General features: G+C 66.6%; 14 protein-coding genes. 10 read left to right on the top strand and 4 right to left on the bottom strand.

The window, feature by feature from the left end:
- Positions 1 to 235: 235 nt before the first annotated feature.
- Complete coding sequence (locus AMD14_RS02130) at positions 236 to 1,123, bottom strand: LysR family transcriptional regulator (RefSeq protein ID WP_011050240.1); 888 nt, start codon at positions 1,121 to 1,123, stop codon at positions 236 to 238.
- Between the two features lie 96 nt (positions 1,124 to 1,219).
- Between AMD14_RS02130 and AMD14_RS02135 the strand changes: the two genes are divergently transcribed.
- The gene (locus AMD14_RS02135; RefSeq protein ID WP_015471612.1) at positions 1,220 to 2,500 is read left to right on the top strand and encodes an MFS transporter; all 1,281 of its coding nucleotides are present in this window, start codon (positions 1,220 to 1,222) and stop codon (positions 2,498 to 2,500) included.
- A 19-nt stretch (positions 2,501 to 2,519) separates the two neighbouring features.
- On the opposite strand, the gene AMD14_RS02140 is transcribed toward AMD14_RS02135, so the two are convergent.
- Positions 2,520 to 2,948, bottom strand: a complete 429-nt coding sequence (locus AMD14_RS02140) for a MerR family transcriptional regulator (protein WP_003489031.1) — start codon at positions 2,946 to 2,948, stop codon at positions 2,520 to 2,522.
- A gap of 89 nt (positions 2,949 to 3,037) precedes the next feature.
- Between AMD14_RS02140 and AMD14_RS02145 the strand changes: the two genes are divergently transcribed.
- The 6 genes from AMD14_RS02145 (at position 3,038) to purU (ending at position 8,899) form a co-directional block, all read left to right on the top strand.
- Positions 3,038 to 3,958 (top strand): alpha/beta fold hydrolase, encoded by a 921-nt coding sequence (locus AMD14_RS02145; protein WP_015462773.1) that lies wholly within the window; start codon positions 3,038 to 3,040, stop codon positions 3,956 to 3,958.
- Between the two features lie 279 nt (positions 3,959 to 4,237).
- A complete protein-coding gene (locus tag AMD14_RS02150; RefSeq protein WP_011050244.1) occupies positions 4,238 to 5,119 on the top strand; it encodes an NAD-dependent protein deacetylase in 882 nt (293 codons plus the stop codon).
- 59 nt (positions 5,120 to 5,178) lie between these two features.
- Positions 5,179 to 6,297 (top strand): NADH:flavin oxidoreductase/NADH oxidase, encoded by a 1,119-nt coding sequence (locus AMD14_RS02155; RefSeq protein WP_015471615.1) that lies wholly within the window; start codon positions 5,179 to 5,181, stop codon positions 6,295 to 6,297.
- A 35-nt stretch (positions 6,298 to 6,332) separates the two neighbouring features.
- Complete coding sequence (locus AMD14_RS02160) at positions 6,333 to 7,211, top strand: NAD(P)-dependent oxidoreductase (protein WP_011050245.1); 879 nt, start codon at positions 6,333 to 6,335, stop codon at positions 7,209 to 7,211.
- Positions 7,212 to 7,416: 205 nt separating this feature from the next.
- Positions 7,417 to 7,809, top strand: a complete 393-nt coding sequence (locus tag AMD14_RS02165) for an XVIPCD domain-containing protein (protein ID WP_015462774.1) — start codon at positions 7,417 to 7,419, stop codon at positions 7,807 to 7,809.
- A 211-nt stretch (positions 7,810 to 8,020) separates the two neighbouring features.
- Positions 8,021 to 8,899, top strand: a complete 879-nt coding sequence (gene purU, locus AMD14_RS02170; protein WP_016848804.1) for a formyltetrahydrofolate deformylase — start codon at positions 8,021 to 8,023, stop codon at positions 8,897 to 8,899.
- Positions 8,900 to 9,051: 152 nt separating this feature from the next.
- On the opposite strand, the gene AMD14_RS02175 is transcribed toward purU, so the two are convergent.
- Positions 9,052 to 9,735 carry a response regulator gene (locus tag AMD14_RS02175; RefSeq protein ID WP_003489018.1) on the bottom strand — a complete coding sequence of 228 codons (684 nt, stop codon included), beginning with the start codon at positions 9,733 to 9,735 and terminating at the stop codon, positions 9,052 to 9,054.
- A complete protein-coding gene (baeS, locus tag AMD14_RS02180; RefSeq protein ID WP_005932597.1) occupies positions 9,732 to 11,111 on the bottom strand; it encodes a sensor histidine kinase efflux regulator BaeS in 1,380 nt (459 codons plus the stop codon). Before baeS ends, AMD14_RS02175 begins: the two co-directional genes overlap by 4 nt.
- 160 nt (positions 11,112 to 11,271) lie before the next feature.
- Here baeS and AMD14_RS02185 point away from each other — a divergent pair, with 160 nt between their 5' ends.
- Genes AMD14_RS02185 through AMD14_RS02195 form a run of 3 tightly spaced genes read left to right on the top strand, consistent with a single transcriptional unit; the run spans position 11,272 to position 17,120 of the window.
- Positions 11,272 to 12,498 carry an efflux RND transporter periplasmic adaptor subunit gene (locus AMD14_RS02185; protein WP_003489015.1) on the top strand — a complete coding sequence of 409 codons (1,227 nt, stop codon included), beginning with the start codon at positions 11,272 to 11,274 and terminating at the stop codon, positions 12,496 to 12,498.
- A 9-nt stretch (positions 12,499 to 12,507) separates the two neighbouring features.
- Positions 12,508 to 15,657: an efflux RND transporter permease subunit gene (locus AMD14_RS02190; protein ID WP_011050247.1), complete on the top strand. Its 3,150-nt coding sequence runs from the start codon at positions 12,508 to 12,510 to the stop codon at positions 15,655 to 15,657.
- A complete protein-coding gene (locus tag AMD14_RS02195) occupies positions 15,657 to 17,120 on the top strand; it encodes an efflux transporter outer membrane subunit (RefSeq protein WP_015462775.1) in 1,464 nt (487 codons plus the stop codon). The genes AMD14_RS02190 and AMD14_RS02195 overlap by 1 nt, the downstream gene beginning before the upstream one ends.
- The last annotated feature ends 52 nt before the right edge of the window (positions 17,121 to 17,172 follow it).

Below are 17,172 nucleotides of genomic sequence, written 5' to 3' on the forward strand. Positions count from 1 at the left end.
TCCAAAGTGCAGCGACGTAACGTCTGCCTTGGTGTTCCCTGCGCGAGTAACAACCCGGGATTGCCCAGACTTCGATGATCTTGAAAATGATGGGTTCCAACTCAAACGATGCCTGCAGTGAGCGCCGGCCCCTCGCGGCCAGTGCAGGCGGTCGGCAATGACCGGGGCCCAGGATCAACATCGTCCAACGGCATCAAGCAAGAATGTCGCTGTATCGTAGGTCGTGTGGCCAGCGCTAGAGCAACTTTGCCAGCGCCCACAAATGCCGCACCAACGGTGTGGTTTCCAATCCACCCGGCGCGGCGGCCAGGGCCAGTCGCGCCAGCGGCATATGGCCTTCGATATCCAGATAGCGCACGCCGGGCCGCTGCAGCTGCGCGGTGGAGGCGGGCACCACCGAAACCCCCAGCTCGGCGGCTACCAGATTGATGATGGACGACATCTGCGGCGCCTCCTGGGTGATGCGCAAGGTCACGCCGGAGTCGCGGCAGGCGGCGAGGATTTCGTCGTACAGGCTCGAGCCGAAACTGCGCGGAAACAGGATAAAGGGCTCGCCGGCCAGCGCCGCCAACGGCGCGCTGTTGCGCGTGGCCAGGGGGTGCGCGGCCGGCACGGCGATCTTCATCGGCTCGTCGGCAAAGCGCAGCAACTGCAATTCCGCTGGCGTGCTCAGCCCATAGCGCACGAACGCTGCATCCAGACGGCCATCGGCCAGCCCGACCAGCAGGCTGGCGGTATTGGTCTCTTCCAGCAGCAATTCGACCTGCGGCCATTTGCGGCGGAAGTCGCGAATCAGGCGCGGCACCACCGGGCTGAAGGCGGCAGAGGCGGTGAATCCCAGGCGCAACCGTCCGGATTCGCCGCGCGCCACCCGGCGTGCGGTTTCGGCGGCGCGTTCCACATCGGCAAGTACGCGGCGCACCTCGCCCAAAAACGCCTCGCCAGCCGCAGTGAGTTCGGCGCCGCTGTGCGTGCGCCGAAACAATGGCGTGCCCAGCTCGCGTTCCAGGGTCTGGATCTGCTGGCTGAGCGGCGGTTGGCCAATGCCCACGCGCGCGGCGGCGCGGGTGAAGTTGCCTTCTTCGGCAACCGCCAGGAAATAACGCAGGTGGCGCAACTCCATCCATCTGTTCCAGATATGGCAGCTGCCACCATCATATATTGGACAGGGGGTGACGGCAGGCGAATACTCGCCTTCCCACGTCGCACGTGCACTGCTGTGTCTTCTTCCGATCATCGCTCGGGTTCGCTGCCCGACCCATCCACGCGTTCCGACACCGGCGTCGATGCCCCCGCAGGGGTGCGCATTCGCGTGGCGTTGTTTCTGGCCGGCTTTGCCACCTTCTCGCTGCTGTACAGCGTGCAGCCGGTGCTGCCGGAATTCGCGCGCGCCTTCAAGGTGGACGCAGCGACCGCCTCGCTGCCGTTGTCGCTGGCGACCGGTGCGCTGGCGCTGGCGATCTTCTGCGCTGGTGCAGTGTCGGAAAACCTGGGCCGGCGCGGATTGATGTTCGTGTCGATCGCCATCGCGGCAGTGCTCAACCTGATTGCTGCGTTCCTGCCGCACTGGGGCGCGCTGGTGGTGGTGCGTACCTTGTCCGGCATCGCGCTGGGCGGGGTGCCGGCGGTGGCGATGGTGTATCTGGGCGAAGAATTGCCGGCCAGCAAGATGGGGGCGGCCACCGGCCTGTACGTGGCCGGCAATGCCTTCGGCGGCATGAGCGGGCGCATCGTGATGAGCGTGCTGACCGACCACACCGATTGGCGCACCGCATTGGCGGTGTTGAGCGCGTTCGATCTGCTGTGCGCGCTGGCGTTCTTCTGGTTGCTGCCGCCGTCGCGTAACTTCGTGCGCCGGCACGGCATCAACCTGCGCTTTCATCTGCGCGCCTGGGCCGGGCATCTGCGCGATCGCAATCTGCCGTTCTTGTTCGCGCTGCCGTTCCTGTTGATGGGTGTGTTTGTGTGCCTGTACAACTACGCCGGCTTTCGCCTGGGTGGGCCGGAATTCGGCTTGAGCCAGAGCCAGATCGGCATGATCTTCAGCGCCTATGTGTTCGGCATCGTCAGTTCCTCGGTGGCCGGTGCGGCATCGGACCGGTTCGGGCGCGGGCCGGTGGTCACGACCGGCATCGTGTTGTGCGTGCTCGGCGTGGCGCTGACCCTGGCGCACGCGCTGGCGTTGGTAGTGGCCGGTATCGTGGTGGTGACGATCGGGTTTTTCATCGCGCATTCGGCCGCCAGCGCATGGGTGAGCCGGCTCGGTGGCGCGCATCGCAGCCATGCCGCGTCGCTGTATCTGCTGGCGTATTACGCCGGATCCAGCGTGATCGGCGCGCTGGGTGGCTGGTTCTGGCAGCACGGCGGCTGGGGCGCGTTGGTCGGTATGTGCCTGACGCTGTTGGCGATCGCCTTTGCGGCGGCATACGTGCTGCGCCAACGTGCCGACGATGCACGCCCCTATGGCCGCTTTGCCCCGCATCCTGCGCGAGGCGAGTGATGCACAGCGACCGGGGCTTCTAGCGCGCCCGCTTGCGCCGTGTGGTTTGCGCGGCTGAAGACGTGGCAGCCCTCGCATCCGGGGCTGCCTGCGCCAAGGTTGCCGACAGACGCGCACGCCGCCGCTCCAGATCGGCCAGCTGGCGCTCGATCAGCTGCAGGCGCGCGCGATGGGCCTGCGCGGTTTCCGGGCACATCTGCGCGCCTTCCACCAGGCGCATGCAATCGGGAAAGCCAAGAATCTCATCCAGGTTGAAACCCGTTGCAATCAAGCGCTGTATCTGGCGTACCTGTGCAACGCACGCGTGAGGGAAGACCCGGTAGCCGTTGGCGCTGCGCGAGGATGTCAGCAACCCGTGCGCATCGTAATGACGGATCGAGCGCACGCTGGCGCCGGTCTGTTGCGCCAGCGCACCGATGCGCAGCAAGGGTTCGGAACAAGCGGCCATGCGCCTAGCATACGCTGCACGCATGGCTTGACCCTCACATTGGTGTGAGGCTGCAGGATCACGGCTCCTATCGTCTGGAGCTCACCCCGATGTCTGTTCGCCTCTTCCCCGGCAGCCGCATGCTGCCGCTACGCTGCCTGTTGGCCTGCCTGTTGTTGGTGTGCTCGATAGTGGCGACCGCCAGCCCGGGCGCCATTGCTGCCACACGCAGCTATACCGTCACCGCACCCGATGGCGTGCGCCTGGCGGTGCAGGAGCACGGCGCCACCGACGGGCCGGCCATCGTCTTCGTGCATGGCCTGCTCGGTAGTCGCATCAATTGGGATGCACAACTGGCCGATGCGCGTCTGCAGCGGTATCGGCTGATTACTTACGATTTGCGCGGGCATGGCGTCTCCGGCAAACCGGTCGCCGCATCGGCGTATCAAGAGGGCACGCGGTGGGCCGACGACCTGGCTGCCGTGTTGAAGGCCGCAAACGCGCGCGAGACGGTCCTGGTGGGCTGGTCCCTGGGCGGCGCGGTGATCAGCAACTACCTGAGCCGATATGGCGATACCGGGCTTGCCGGCGTGGTGTACGTCGACGGTGTGATCGAACTGCGCGCGGAGCAGTTGGGCGCGCATCCGGCGATCTATCGCGATCTGGTTTCGCCCGATCTGCGTACGCATCTGCAGGCGGTGCAGGATTTCCTGCGGCTGTGCTTCGCCACCCAGCCGCCCATCCCGGTGTTCGAGGCCCTGCTGGCCAGCGCATCGCTGGCCTCATGGGACATGCAGCGTGCCGTGCAAGGCATGTCGGTCGATGTCGCCGGCCTGCAGCGCACGCGCCTGCCGGTGCTGCTGATGTACGGCGCGCGCGATGCACTGGTCGCCACCGAGCCGACGGTGGCGCGTGCGCGCCAGCTGCAGCCGCGCGCGCAGACCGTGCTGTATCCGGACGCCGGGCACGCGCCGTTCCTGGAGGACAGCGCGCGTTTCAATCAGGATCTGCTGCGCTTTGTCGAACACTGAACGCGCCGCGCCTTGAGCGCCGGCAGCCACACGTGGCCAACGGCGCGAATGGATCGGAACCAACTGCGTGGCCATGGCGTGATGCTGTACCGTCCCCGTGCCTGCATCCAGGGCGGCGCGTTGCGCGTATCTCGGTGTGCATCTTCACTCGTCGACGACGGCGTGATGTGCACAGCTATGCGCGAGCAAGCGCGCCGGTCTGGTGGCCGACACGGCGCCGCAGCGGGCCGTGCACGTGGCGCTGTTGCAAAGTGCTCCCATGGCTTCCGGAATGACCACATGACTGCTGTCCCTGCCCACGACCACCACACGCTGCAGGACTTCATCGAGCGCCATCAGCGGCTGTTCGTGCTGACCGGTGCCGGCTGCAGCACCGATTCGGGCATTCCCGATTATCGGGACCTGCAAGGCGGCTGGAAGCGCCCGCAGCCGGTGACGTTCCAGGCGTTCATGGGCGAGCTGTCCACGCGGCAGCGCTATTGGGCGCGCAGCCTGGTCGGCTGGCCGCGCTTCGGTCTGGCGCAACCCAATGCCACCCATCATGCGCTCGCTGCGCTGGAGGCGCGTGGCCAGTTGGAAGTGCTGCTCACCCAGAACGTGGACCGCCTGCATCAGGCCGCTGGTAGCCAGGCGGTGATCGATCTGCATGGCCGGCTCGATGTGGTGCGCTGCATGGGCTGCGAGCGGCGCATGCCACGCACCGAATTTCAAGTGTTGCTTGAGCAGGCCAATCCAGGCTGGGCAGCGCTAGAGGCCGCGCAAGCGCCCGATGGCGATGCCGATCTGGACGATGTGGCCTTCGAGCATTTCGTGGTGCCGCCGTGCCCGGTGTGCGGTGGCGTGCTCAAGCCGAATGTGGTGTTCTTCGGCGAAAACGTGCCGCGCGCGCGGGTGGAGCGTGCCTTCGCGCATCTGCAGGCCGCCGATGCAGTGCTGGTGGTGGGCTCGTCGCTGATGGTGTATTCGGGCTTTCGTTTCGTGCAGACCGCTGCACGCAACGGGTTGCCGATCGCCGCACTCAACTTCGGGCGCACACGCGCGGACGAGCTGCTGACGTTGAAGGTGGAGCAGTCGTGCGCGCAGGCGCTGGCGTTCCTGCACGCGCCGCCGCATTTGCCGCGTGCACGCAGCGTCAATGACGCCAGTGCACGCTCTGCATGACGCAGTGATCCATCGCAGCGGTTGTGCCGGCGCGCGCGGCGCAGTGCAATAAGCACCCCATGTCAGCTGTGGATGCCGCCTTGAGCCAGTTGTTCTCCCCCATCGCCTTCGGTCCGCTTGCGCTCGCCAACCGGATTGTCATTGCGCCGATGTGCCAGTACTCGGCACAGAACGGCCGCGCCAGCGATTGGCACCGCATCCATCTGGGCACGTTGTCGCAATCCGGCGCCGGCTTGCTGATTCTCGAAGCGGCCGCAGTGGTACCGGAAGGGCGCATCAGTTACGCCGATCTTGGGTTGTACGATGATGCGACCGAGCAGGCGCTGGCCGAGGTACTGCAATCGGTACGACGCTGGTCGCCGATGCCGATCGGCATCCAGCTGGCGCATGCCGGGCGCAAGGCCTCGACCGATCTGCCGTGGAAAGGCGGCGAGGCCATCGCGCCCGACCACGCGCATGGCTGGCAGACCGTGTCTGCATCGGCGCTGCCGTTCCGCCAGGGACAGCCGGCGCCGCAGACACTGGATGAGGCGGGAATCGATGCCGTGGTGGACGCCTTCGTCGCATCGGCAACGCGTGCCGAACGGCTGGGCCTGGAGTTGATCGAACTGCACGCCGCGCATGGTTATCTGATGCATCAATTCCTGTCGCCGCTGAGTAACCAGCGCAGCGATGCATATGGCGGTTCGCTGGAAAATCGCATGCGGCTGACGCTGCGCATCTTCGATGCGGTGCGTGCGGCAGTGTCGGAAAAAATCGCCGTTGGCGTGCGTATCTCGGCCACCGACTGGGTCGAAGGCGGGTGGGATGTGCAGCAGAGCATCGCCTTGTCGCAGGCGCTGGATGCACGCGGTGCGCATTACATCCATGTCTCTAGCGGCGGGCTCGATCCACGCCAGCAGATTCCGCTGCAGGCGGGCTATCAGATTCCGTTCGCGCAGGAGATCCGCGCGCAGGTGAACACGCCGGTGATTGGCGTAGGCTTGATCACCGAGCCGGCGCAGGCCGAGGCGATTCTGCAAGAAGGCCAGGCCGATGCGATCGCGCTGGCGCGTGGCATCCTGTACGACCCGCGCTGGCCGTGGCATGCCGCCGCGGCGCTGGGCGCCTCGGTCACTCCGGCACCGCAATACCTGCGTTGCGAACCGCGCGATGCGCGGGGCGTGTTCGCCAACTGATTTGCACCTGACGTCATACCGAACAAGGACACCGCATGCCGATAGGATTTCTGGGCTTGGGCACGATGGGCCTGCCGATGGCGCACAACCTGCTGCGTGGCGGGTTCGCGTTGAGCGTGTGGAACCGGTCGCCCGAACGCGCTCACTCGCTGCGCGATGCGGGCGCCACGGTGGTGGAGCAACCGCGCGATGCCGCGCACGGCCCGCTGCTGTTTTCGATGCTGGCCGACGACAACGCAGTGCGCCAGACCTTGCTGGAGCGTGGCGTGCTGGATGCGCTGCCGGCGGGCAGCGTGCACGTCAACATGGCCACCATTTCGGTGGCGCTGGCACATGAGTTGACCGCCCTGCATGCCGAGCGCGGTGTGGCCTACGTGGCGGCGCCGGTGCTTGGGCGTGTGGAGGTGGCCGAAGCCGGCAATCTCAATATTCTGGCCGCCGGCGATGAAGCGGCCGTGGCCAGGGTGCAGCCGATGTTCGATGCGCTGGGGCAGAAGACCTGGTACATCGGGCGCGCACCGGAGCAGGCCAATGCAGTGAAGCTGGCTGCCAACTTCTGCCTGGCCAGCGCCATCGGCGCCATGGCCGAAGCCAGTGCGCTGGCACGCGGTCATGGCGTGGATGCGACGCAGTTTCTGGGCATGCTCACCAGCACCCTGTTCGCCGCGCCCGCCTACCAGGGCTACGGCCGCCTGATCATGCAGCGCGAATACCTGCCGGCTGGTTTCACCGCCACGCTGGGCCGCAAGGACGTGGACCTGGCCATCCAGGCTGGCGCCGACAAGCAGGTGCCGATGCCATTGGGCGAATTGCTGCGTGCAGGGCTGGACGAGGCCATTGCGCATGGCGACGGCCACGCAGACTGGGCGGTACTGGCGGAAGTCTCGGCGCGGCGCGCAGGGCAGGTAGCCTGATCACCATTGCGGAACTCGGATTGAGTCCTGCGCAAGGCACTTCGCTTCACGCCAAGGCGGCCCACCGCTTGCTCACCTAAACATGCAGCAGACCTTCTAAAATGCCGGCTCGTTACGGCCGCCGCTCCAGGGAGGATGCGATGCAACACCTGCAGATCACGCTCGGTTTGACCGAGCGCGCACTGGCTTGCGCCGGTGGCGCACGATGACCGACGCGCCGGTCGTCAACCAGGGCCCGGTGGGTCCCGACCATCCCGAGCACCCGGACCACTACCTGTTCGCACAGATCCGCGAAGCGGTCGGCGTGCTGGACGCCGAGTTAGGCAAGCCCGTGGACGAGGCGAGCGAGCGCATGGCCGCGCGCCTGCTGCCGCTGGCCAAGCAGCATGGCTTCGATCAGGTGGACTATGTGGTGCTCAGCCGCCATCTGGGCGAAGTCGGCGAGAACGTGTTCCTGGTGCGTGGCGAGCTGTCGGACCCGGCGCATCTGCGTGCACACATCACCACGCAGGAAGCCATGGAAACATCGGTGGACGCATCGCTTGCGCAGCTGGACGAGATCAACCGGCGGCTGATGCTGCGTTTGCCGCGGCGCTGAGTGCCATTGCCAGACGTGCATGGCGGTGTCGCGCAACCGGGATCGGTGCACGCACTGCACTGCCGGGCTATACGTCCTCTTGGCTGCACGTCATCTTGCAGCGCGAGCGCAACGCAACCACGGTCAGAGCGTCAAACATCGGCTGGATCGCACGCCGGTTTTCGCACCTGTTCGCACGGCAAAAGTTACCGACGCAAGCACTGCGTCGGTGATGTCGCGCATTGGCTATCATGCGCCGATGCGCTCCGACTACATCCTCACCCTGTCCTGCCCCGACCGTACCGGTATCGTCTATCGCGTGACCGGGCTGCTGTTCGACCTGGCCTGCAACATCCTCGACGCGCAGCAATTCGGCGACGACGAAAGCGGCCGATTCTTCCTACGCGTGCACTTCGACAAACCGGCAAAGACCGACATTGCCGCCCTGGAGCAGCGCTTTGCAGTGCTGGCTGACGAATTCCAGATGGCATGGCAACTGCACGACGCCCGCCGCCGCGCGCGCCTGCTGGTGCTGGTGAGCAAGCAGGGCCATTGCCTCAACGACCTGCTGTTCCGTGCGCATAGCCGGCAGCTGCGCGTGGACATCGCCGCAGTGGCGTCCAACCACACCGATTTCGCCGCACTGGCCGGCTCCTACGGCATCGCCTTCCATCATCTGCCCGTGAGCGCGGATACGCGCGCAGAACAGGAAGCGCAGTTGCTCGCCCTGGTCGACGCGCTGCAGATCGATCTGGTGGTGCTGGCGCGCTACATGCAGATCCTGTCGCCGCAGCTGTGCCGGGCACTGGCCGGGCGCGCGATCAATATCCATCACAGTTTCCTGCCCAGCTTCAAGGGCGCGCAGCCGTATCACCAGGCGCACGCGCGCGGGGTCAAGATCATCGGCGCCACCGCGCACTACGTCACCGAAGATCTGGACGAAGGCCCGATCATCGAGCAGGACGTCGCCCGCGTGGACCACGCCATGACCCCGCGCGACCTGGTCCGCCTGGGCAGCGACACCGAATCGCTGGTGCTGGCGCGCGCAGTACGCCGCCACGTCGAACACCGCATCGTGCTCAACGGACATCGCACGGTGGTGTTTCGTTGATACCGGGATTCGGGACTCGGGAATCGCAAAATCAAAGGCTAGGCACTTGCCCCGGACAGTTTCGTTCCGCAAGTCGATGTGAAACTACAAGCGTCAGACGCGCCGAAGAGACGCAGCAGCCCCCTACCGATTCCCCATTCCCAATTCCCCATTCACGGCTCAAAGCGATACCCCGCCCCATAGACCGAACGGACCCAGTCCTCGCCGCCGGCGTCGGCGAGTTTGCGGCGTAGATTCTTGACGTGGCTGTCGACAGTGCGGTCGGTGACGATGCGGTGGTCGGCGTAAAGCCGGCCCATCAGTTGCTCGCGCGAGTACACCCGCCCCGGGGCCGCGGCGAGGGTACGCAGCAGGCGGAATTCGACCTGGGTCAGGTCCAGGGCGCGGCCGTCCACGCTGGCGCGACAGGCGTCCTCGTCGATCTGCAGGCCCGGTGCCGGCGCGCCGTGGGGGTCGTGGCGATGCCGGCGCAACACTGCCTGGACGCGCGCCACCACTTCGCGCGGGCTGAACGGCTTGCAGATGTAGTCGTCCGCGCCGATCTCCAGGCCCAGCAGGCGGTCGATTTCCTCCACGCGCGCGGTGACCATGATGACCGGCACCGCGCTTTCATTGCGCAGGTCGCGGCAGATGTCCAGGCCGCCGCGGTTGGGCAGCATCAGGTCCAGTAGCACCAGGTCGGGCTGCTGCGCGCGGAATGCGCCCAGCGCTTGCGCGCCATCGGCGATCCAGTCGTGCGAATAGCCGGCCGCGTGCAGGTACTCGCCCAACACCGCGGCCAGGCGCGGTTCGTCCTCGACGATCAGCACATGCCCGATCGGGGACGCGCTGCTCATGCGACCAGCGCCGGCAGGCGCAGCACCATGCGCAGCCCGCCCAGTGCCGAAGCCTCGGCGTGGATCGAGCCGCCATGTGCCTCGGCGATGTTGCGGCAGATCGCCAGGCCCAGGCCGCTGCCGCCGCTGGCACGATTGCGCGAGGCCTCGGTGCGGTAGAAGCGTTCGAACAGCCGCGCGCGCTTGTCCGCATCCACGCCTGGCGCGCTGTCTTCGACCACCATCTCCAGCACCGCGCCGCGGCGCACGCAGCGCACCTGCACCGTGCCACCGGCGTCGGTGTAGCGCAGCGTGTTTTCCAGCAGGTTGCCCAGCAGTTGCTGCAGACGGCGTTCGTCGCCGTCCACCTGCAGCGGGCCGGCATCGATCTGCGCCTGCACCTGCAGCTGCGCGGCGGCAAAGCGCGCGCGCAAGCCGTCCAGCACGGTCGCCAGGATGACCGCCAGATCGACGGGAGCGCGCCGATACGCCAGCGCACCGACATCGGTCAGCGACACGTCGTACAGGTCTTCGATCAGCTTGCCCAGCTGGCCGACCTGCTGGTGCAGCGACCCCAGCGAGTTGGGTGTCATCGGCCGGATGCCGTCCTGCAGCGCTTCCAGTTCGGCGCGCAGGACCGCCAGCGGCGTGCGCAGCTCGTGCGAGATGTCGGCCATGAAGTCGCGTCGCGCGCGTTCGTTGTGCTCCAGCGCTTGCGCCAGCAGGTTGAAATCGCGCGCCAGCTGGCCCAGTTCGTCGCGCGCCGCGGCGTCGATGCGGGTGGCGTAGTCGCCCGCAGCGAGCAGGTGGGTGGCCTGGGTCAGGCCACGCAGGCGCCGCAGCAAGGTGCGCGACAACAGCCAGCCGAGCAGCGCGGCGACCAGCAGGCAGGCGCCGCCGATCGCCCACCACGCGCGTTGCTGCGCGGCGTAGAAGCGCGCGTCCGCCGCCGCCAGCGCCTTCTGGAACGGCAGCATCGCCATCCAGCCGACGGTGCGGCCGCCAACCACCACCGGGCGCAGGATGTCGTGGCGGCCGACCTCCGGATTGCCGATCACCGGCGTGTAGTCCTGGTCGAGCAGCGCGAAGCGAAACACCGCACCGGTCTGGTCGGAAATCGGCGGCGCCTCGCGTGGCGGGCCGGGGCCACGTTCCGGGCGCATCAGCACGAACCAGGCATCGGGGTTGTCGCGCACGAACTCCCAGTTGCCGTGCCGCGCGTATTCGGCCCTGACCCGCGGCAAGGTCTCTTGCATGCGCTCCACGCCCTGTTCGTTGAGATAGTCCAGGAACTGGCGTTTGACGAAGGCCTGCACGGCGATGCCGTTGATCAGCAGCACCGCCACGCACGCAGCGAGGATGGCGAGAAACAACTTGGCGGTGATACCCAATTTCATCGAAGAGGTGATGCGAAGCGCGGTAACCGCAGCTGCTGCGTATTAGCCGGGTCGCGGCAGTGGAAATCAAGCGCGTTCATGCCGCCGCCGGCAATCTCCAAATTTGCTGCACATTCGCGCCGTAGCGTGGCCACATTCGGATAAACCGTGAGTTCGCCGCATGCTGCCCGTCGCCGCCCATCGTTTTCGCACTGCGTCCCTGCGCTGGCTGTTGCCCGCCGCCGTGACCACGCTCATGGCCGCGTGTTCCTCCAGGCAGCCGCCGCAGATGCCGCAGACGCAGGTCGGTGTGCAGACGCTGAAGGTGCAGCGGCTGGCCGTGGACCAGACCTTGTCCGGCCGCACCGTGGCCTATGTCACCTCGGACGTGCGCCCGCAGGTCGGCGGCATTGTGCGCAAGCGCCTGTTCACCGAAGGCCAGGACGTCCAGGCCGGGCAAGTGCTGTATGAAATCGATCCGGCCAGCTACCAGGCCGCGTACGACACCGCCAAGGGCGATCTGGCGCAAGCCGAGGCGGCGGTGTTGTCGGCCAGGCCCAAGGCGCAGCGCTACCAGACCCTGGTCGGGCTGGATGCGGTCAGCAAGCAGGACGGCGACGATGCGTTGGCCACGCTGCGCTCGAACGAGGCGGCGGTGGTCGCGGCCAAGGCGTCGTTGCAGACCGCGCGCATCAATCTCGACTACACCCGCATCACCGCGCCGGTGTCCGGCCGCATCGGCACCTCCAGCTACACGTCGGGCGCGCTGGTCAGTGCCGGCCAGAGCGAGGTGCTGGCCACCATCAACCAACTCGACCCGATCTATGTGGACGTGACCCAGTCCAGCGCACAGCTGCTGCAGTTGCGCCGCCAGCTCGACGCCGGCCAGCTCAAGGCGGTGGACGGCAAGGCCGAGGTGACGCTGCAACTGGAGGACGGCAGCACCTATGCACACAGCGGCACGTTGGAGGTGGTGGATGCCGCGGTCGATACCGCCACCGGCACCGTCAAGCTGCGCGCGGTGGTGCCCAATCCCGAGCGCCTGTTGCTGCCGGGCATGTATGTCACCGCGAAACTGTCGATGGCCGTGGACGAGCAGGCCATCCTGGTGCCGCAGCAGGCGATCAGCCGCAACAGCAAGGGCCAGGCGGTGGCGCTGGTGGTCGGCAGCGACAACAAGGTCGCGCAGCGGGTGCTGACCACCGGCGATGCGATCGGCGACAAGTGGGTGGTGCGCCAGGGATTGAAGGCTGGCGACAAGGTCATCGTGCAGGGCTTGCAGAAGGCGTCGGTCGGTGCCGAGGTCAAGGCCGTGGAAGTGACCGCGGCCGCGATGGCCGGCAATGCCGCCGCCACCGCCCCGGCGGCCACGCAGGGCACCGCCGCGGCGGCGCCCAAGGCCGACTGAGGAACCGCCATGGCCCGTTTCTTCATCGACCGTCCCATCTTCGCCTGGGTCATCGCCATCGTGATCACCCTGGCCGGCGCGCTCTCGATCCTGTCGCTGCCGCTGGAGCAGTATCCCAACATCGCCCCACCGACGATCAACGTCAGCGCCACCTACACCGGCGCCTCGGCGCAGACCGTACAGAACTCGGTGACGCAGATCCTCGAGCAGCAGATGACCGGCCTGGATCACCTGCTGTACATGTCCTCCAGCAGCAGCTCGGCCGGTACCGCCTCGATCACCCTGACCTTCGAGTCCGGCACCGACCCGGACACCGCCCAGGTGCAGGTGCAGAACAAGGTCTCGCAGGGCGAGGCGATGCTGCCGGAGGCGGTGCAGAGCAATGGCGTGACCGTCACCAAGTCCACCGGCAGCAGCATGTTCATGGTGCTGGCCTTCACCTCCGAAGACGGCAGCATGGACAGCACCGACATCGGCGACTACATGGTGTCCACGCTGCAGGACCCGATCAGCCGGCTCAACGGCGTTGGCGGGGTCAACGTGTTCGGCTCCGAATATGCGATGCGGGTGTGGCTGGATCCGGAGAAGCTGCGCACCTATTCGCTGATGCCCGCGGACGTGAGCAACGCGATTTCGGCGCAGAACGCCGACGTCTCCTCGGGCGCGCTGGGCGCGTTGCCGGCGGTGCAGGGCCAGCAGCTCAACGCCACGGTCACCTCGCGCAGCAAGCTCAAGACCCCGGCGCAATTCGAGGCGATCGTGCTGAAGTCGCAGCCCGGCGGCGCCACCGTGTATCTGCGCGACGTGGCGCGGGTGGAGCTGGGTTCCAAGTCGTATGCATCCAGTTCCAAGTACAACGGCAAGTCGGCCTCGGGCATGGGCCTGGAGCTGGCGACCGGCGCCAACGCGCTGGATGCGGCCAAGGCGGTGGAAGCCAAGCTCGAACAGCTTAAGCCGTACTTCCCCACCGGGCTCACGTACGAAGTCGCCTACGACACCACGCCGTTCGTGCGTATTTCCATCGAGGAAGTGGTCAAGACCCTGCTCGAGGCGATCGTGCTGGTAGTGCTGGTGATGTACCTGTTCCTGCAGAACTGGCGCGCCACGCTGGTGCCGGTGATCGCGGTGCCGGTGGTGCTGCTGGGCACCTTCGGCGTGCTGGCCTTGCTCGGCTATTCGATCAACACGCTGACCATGTTCGCGATGGTGCTGGCGATCGGCCTGCTGGTCGACGACGCCATCGTGGTGGTGGAGAACGTCGAGCGTCTGATGAGCGAGCAAGGCATGTCGCCGCGGCAGGCGACCTACACCTCGATGGGACAGATCTCCGGCGCGCTGGTCGGCATCGCCCTGGTGCTGACCGCGGTGTTCCTGCCGATGGCCTTCTTCGGCGGCGCCACCGGCGAGATCTACCGCCAGTTCTCGGTGACCATCGCCGCGGCGATGCTGCTGTCGCTGCTGGTGGCGCTGACCTTGAGCCCGGCGTTGTGCGCGAGCCTGCTTAGGCCGATCGCGCACGGCCAACAGGTGTCGCGCAAGGGAGTGCTCGGGCGCTTCTTCGGTTGGTTCAACGTGCGCTTCGACCGCGGCGCCGATGGCTATGGTCGCGGTGTGGGCAAGTTGATCGGCCATCGCAAACTCGGCGGGCTGGTCTATCTGGCGCTGCTCGTGGTAATGGCGCTGTTGTTCTGGCGCCTGCCCAGTTCGTTCCTCCCCGACGAAGACCAGGGCATGTTGATGGTGATGTTCACCACGCCGGCCGGCGCCACCCAGCAGCGCACGCAGCAGTCGATCGACCAGGCCACCAGCTTCATCCTCAAGCAACCGGAGGTGGCGGGGATGATGACCATCTCCGGCTTCAGCTTTGCCGGCAGCAGCCAGAACTCGGGCATGGGTTTCATCAAGCTCAAGGATTGGGCGCAGCGCGATGCGCCCGCGCAGGAGATCGCCAACCGCATCACCGGCGCGATGATGGGCACGCTGCCCGATGCGCAGGTGTTCGCATTGTCGCCGCCGGCGATCAACGGCCTGGGCAGCAGTTCCGGCTTCACCCTGGAGCTGCAGGACGTGGCCGGCAAGGGCCACGACGCGCTGGTCGCCGCGCGCCAGCAGCTGCTGCAGCTGGCCAGCGCCGACAAGGATCTGACCGCGGTGCGCTTCAACGGCCTGGAAGACGCGCCGACCTACCGCGTGCAGATCGACGACGCCAAGGCCGGCGCGCTCGGCCTGGATGCGTCTGACATCAACACCACGCTGGCCACGGTGATGGGCGGCAGCTACGTCAACGACTTCCTCAACAACAACCGGGTCAAGCGCGTCTACGTGCAGGGCGAGGCGCGCGCGCGCATGCTGCCCGCCGACATCGGCTGCTGGTACGTGCGCAACAGCAGCTCGGAGATGGTGCCGTTCTCTGCCTTCTCCAGCAGCGCATGGGCGTATGCGCCGCAGGTGCTGAGCCGCTTCAACGGCGTGGAGTCGATGGAGATCACCGGCAGCGCCGCCACTGGCATCAGTTCCGGCGAGGCGATGAACGGCATCGCCGCGCTGGTGGGCAAGCTCGGCAAGGACGTGAGCTACGCCTGGTCGGGCATGTCCTACCAGGAGCAGGCCGCCGGCGCGCAGACCTGGATGCTGTACGCGGTGTCGCTGGTGTTCGTGTTCCTGTGCCTGGCCGCCCTTTACGAGAGTTGGTCGATCCCGATCTCGGTGATGCTGGCGGTGCCGGTGGGCATCGTCGGCGCGCTGCTGGCAACATGGCTGCGCGGGCTCTCCAACGACATCTATTTCCAGGTCGGCCTGCTGGCGACGATGGGCCTGGCGGCCAAGAACGGCATCCTGATCGTGGAGTTCGCCAAGGAACTGGAAGAGAAGGGCCAGCCGCTGATCGAAGCGACCTTGCATGCCGCGCGCATGCGCTTGCGCCCGATCGTGATGACCTCGCTGGCGTTCCTGCTCGGCGTGCTGCCGATGGTGGTCAGCAGCGGCGCCGGCTCCGGTGGACGCCATTCGCTGGGTACCGGTGTGCTCGGCGGCACGCTGGTCTCTACGCTGCTGGGCATCTTCTTCGTGCCGTTGTTCTACGTGATGGTGCGCAGCGTGTTTCCTGGTAGGGCGTCTGATCACGCGACAGCCGCTGAGACGTCCGAGGTGGCCCCGTGATGCGCTACGGCTTTGCAAGTGTCGCAGTGGCCTGCGCCATCGCCTTGAGTGGCTGCGTCAGCATGGCGCCGCATTACGCACGCCCGGATGCGCCGGTGCCCAGCGTGATCGGCAGCACCGGCAGCACCGGCAACGCGGATACCGGCACGCCGAATGCAGCCGCTCTGGATTGGCGGCAGGTGGTGACCGATGCGCGTCTGCAGCAGGTGGTCGCGCTGGCGCTGGACAACAACCGCGACCTGCGCGTAGCAGTACTCAATATCGAGCAGGCACGCGCGCAGTACCGCATTCAACGTGCGAACCTGTTTCCCTCCGTCGATGCCACCGTCTCGCACACCGCGCAGCGCGCCGCGGCAGCGACCAGTTTCACCGGCGCGGCGCAGGTCATCCGCAGCGCCAGCGGCGAGGTGGGCATCAGCAGCTGGGAGCTGGATCTGTTCGGTCGCATCCGCAGCCTCAAGAACGAGGCCCTGGAAAGCTATCTCGCCAGTGAGCAAACCCAGCGCAGCACGCGTCTGAGCCTGGTGGCTGAAGTGGCCAACGACTGGTTGACCGTGGCTGCCGATCAACAGCGCCTGGCGCTCGCGCAGCAGACCCTGGACAGCCAACGCAAGACGCTGCGTCTGACCGAGCTGCAGCACGACAACGGCATCGTCTCCGGTCTGGATCTGGCGCAGATCCAGACCAGCGTGGAAAGCGCGCGCGCTGATGTGGCCAACTACGCCACCCAGCTGGCGCAGTCGCGCAACGCCTTGAATCTGGTGGTGGGCACGTCGGTGCCGGTTGCGTTGTTGCCTGCCAGCGATGCGATCGAGACAGGCGTGGCGCTTGCGCCGTTGCCTGCGCAGCTGGAATCGCGGGTGTTGTTGCAGCGCCCGGACGTGCTGCCGGCCGAACACACGCTCAAGGCCGCCAATGCAGATATCGGCGCGGCACGTGCGGCCTTCTTCCCCACCATCTCGTTGACCGCCAATGCCGGGCGCGGCAGCGATGCGTTATCCAGCCTGTTCGATGGCGACCATACGTGGTCGTTCTCGCCCAGCGTGAGCGTGCCGATCTTCCGTGCCGGCGCGTTGAAGGCCGAACTGGATGTGGCCACGTTGCAAAAGGACATCACCATTGCGCAGTACGAATTGGCGATCCAGACCGCCTTCAGTGAAGTGGCCGATGCACTCGCCGAACGCACGCAGCTTGAAGAACGGATGCATGCGCAACAGGCAATGGTGGACGCCGCACAACGCAGCTTCAGCCTATCGGATGCGCGCTATCGCAATGGCGTGGACAGTTACCTGGTGGCGCTGGATGCGCAGCGCACGCTCTACAGCGCACAACAGACACTGATCAGCTTGCGGCTGACCGAGGCGAACAATCGGGTGACCTTGTACAAGGTGCTGGGTGGTGGCGCCGATGCACAATCGGCCGTGGCATCAACCCAAGGCCCGGCGCCAGCCCTGCAGCGCTAGCGCCGGTTGCAACGCGATGGCCGGCGCACGCCCCGGCCATCGCACCGCAGGT

The sequence above is a fragment of the Xanthomonas citri pv. citri genome (assembly GCF_000961215.1).
In the GTDB taxonomy this organism is placed as follows: Bacteria; Pseudomonadota; Gammaproteobacteria; order Xanthomonadales; family Xanthomonadaceae; genus Xanthomonas; species Xanthomonas cissicola.

Coding starts and splice junctions, on each gene's coding strand:
- AMD14_RS02165 (WP_015462774.1), top strand. CDS start 7,417: ATGACCGACGCGCCGGTCGTCAACCAGGGCCCGGTGGGTCCCGACCAT.
- AMD14_RS02150 (WP_011050244.1), top strand. CDS start 4,238: ATGACTGCTGTCCCTGCCCACGACCACCACACGCTGCAGGACTTCATC.
- AMD14_RS02145 (WP_015462773.1), top strand. CDS start 3,038: ATGTCTGTTCGCCTCTTCCCCGGCAGCCGCATGCTGCCGCTACGCTGC.
- AMD14_RS02195 (WP_015462775.1), top strand. CDS start 15,657: ATGCGCTACGGCTTTGCAAGTGTCGCAGTGGCCTGCGCCATCGCCTTG.
- AMD14_RS02130 (WP_011050240.1), bottom strand. CDS start 1,123: ATGGAGTTGCGCCACCTGCGTTATTTCCTGGCGGTTGCCGAAGAAGGC.
- baeS (WP_005932597.1), bottom strand. CDS start 11,111: ATGAAATTGGGTATCACCGCCAAGTTGTTTCTCGCCATCCTCGCTGCG.
- AMD14_RS02160 (WP_011050245.1), top strand. CDS start 6,333: ATGCCGATAGGATTTCTGGGCTTGGGCACGATGGGCCTGCCGATGGCG.
- purU (WP_016848804.1), top strand. CDS start 8,021: ATGTCGCGCATTGGCTATCATGCGCCGATGCGCTCCGACTACATCCTC.
- AMD14_RS02140 (WP_003489031.1), bottom strand. CDS start 2,948: ATGGCCGCTTGTTCCGAACCCTTGCTGCGCATCGGTGCGCTGGCGCAA.
- AMD14_RS02155 (WP_015471615.1), top strand. CDS start 5,179: ATGTCAGCTGTGGATGCCGCCTTGAGCCAGTTGTTCTCCCCCATCGCC.
- AMD14_RS02175 (WP_003489018.1), bottom strand. CDS start 9,735: ATGAGCAGCGCGTCCCCGATCGGGCATGTGCTGATCGTCGAGGACGAA.
- AMD14_RS02185 (WP_003489015.1), top strand. CDS start 11,272: ATGCTGCCCGTCGCCGCCCATCGTTTTCGCACTGCGTCCCTGCGCTGG.
- AMD14_RS02190 (WP_011050247.1), top strand. CDS start 12,508: ATGGCCCGTTTCTTCATCGACCGTCCCATCTTCGCCTGGGTCATCGCC.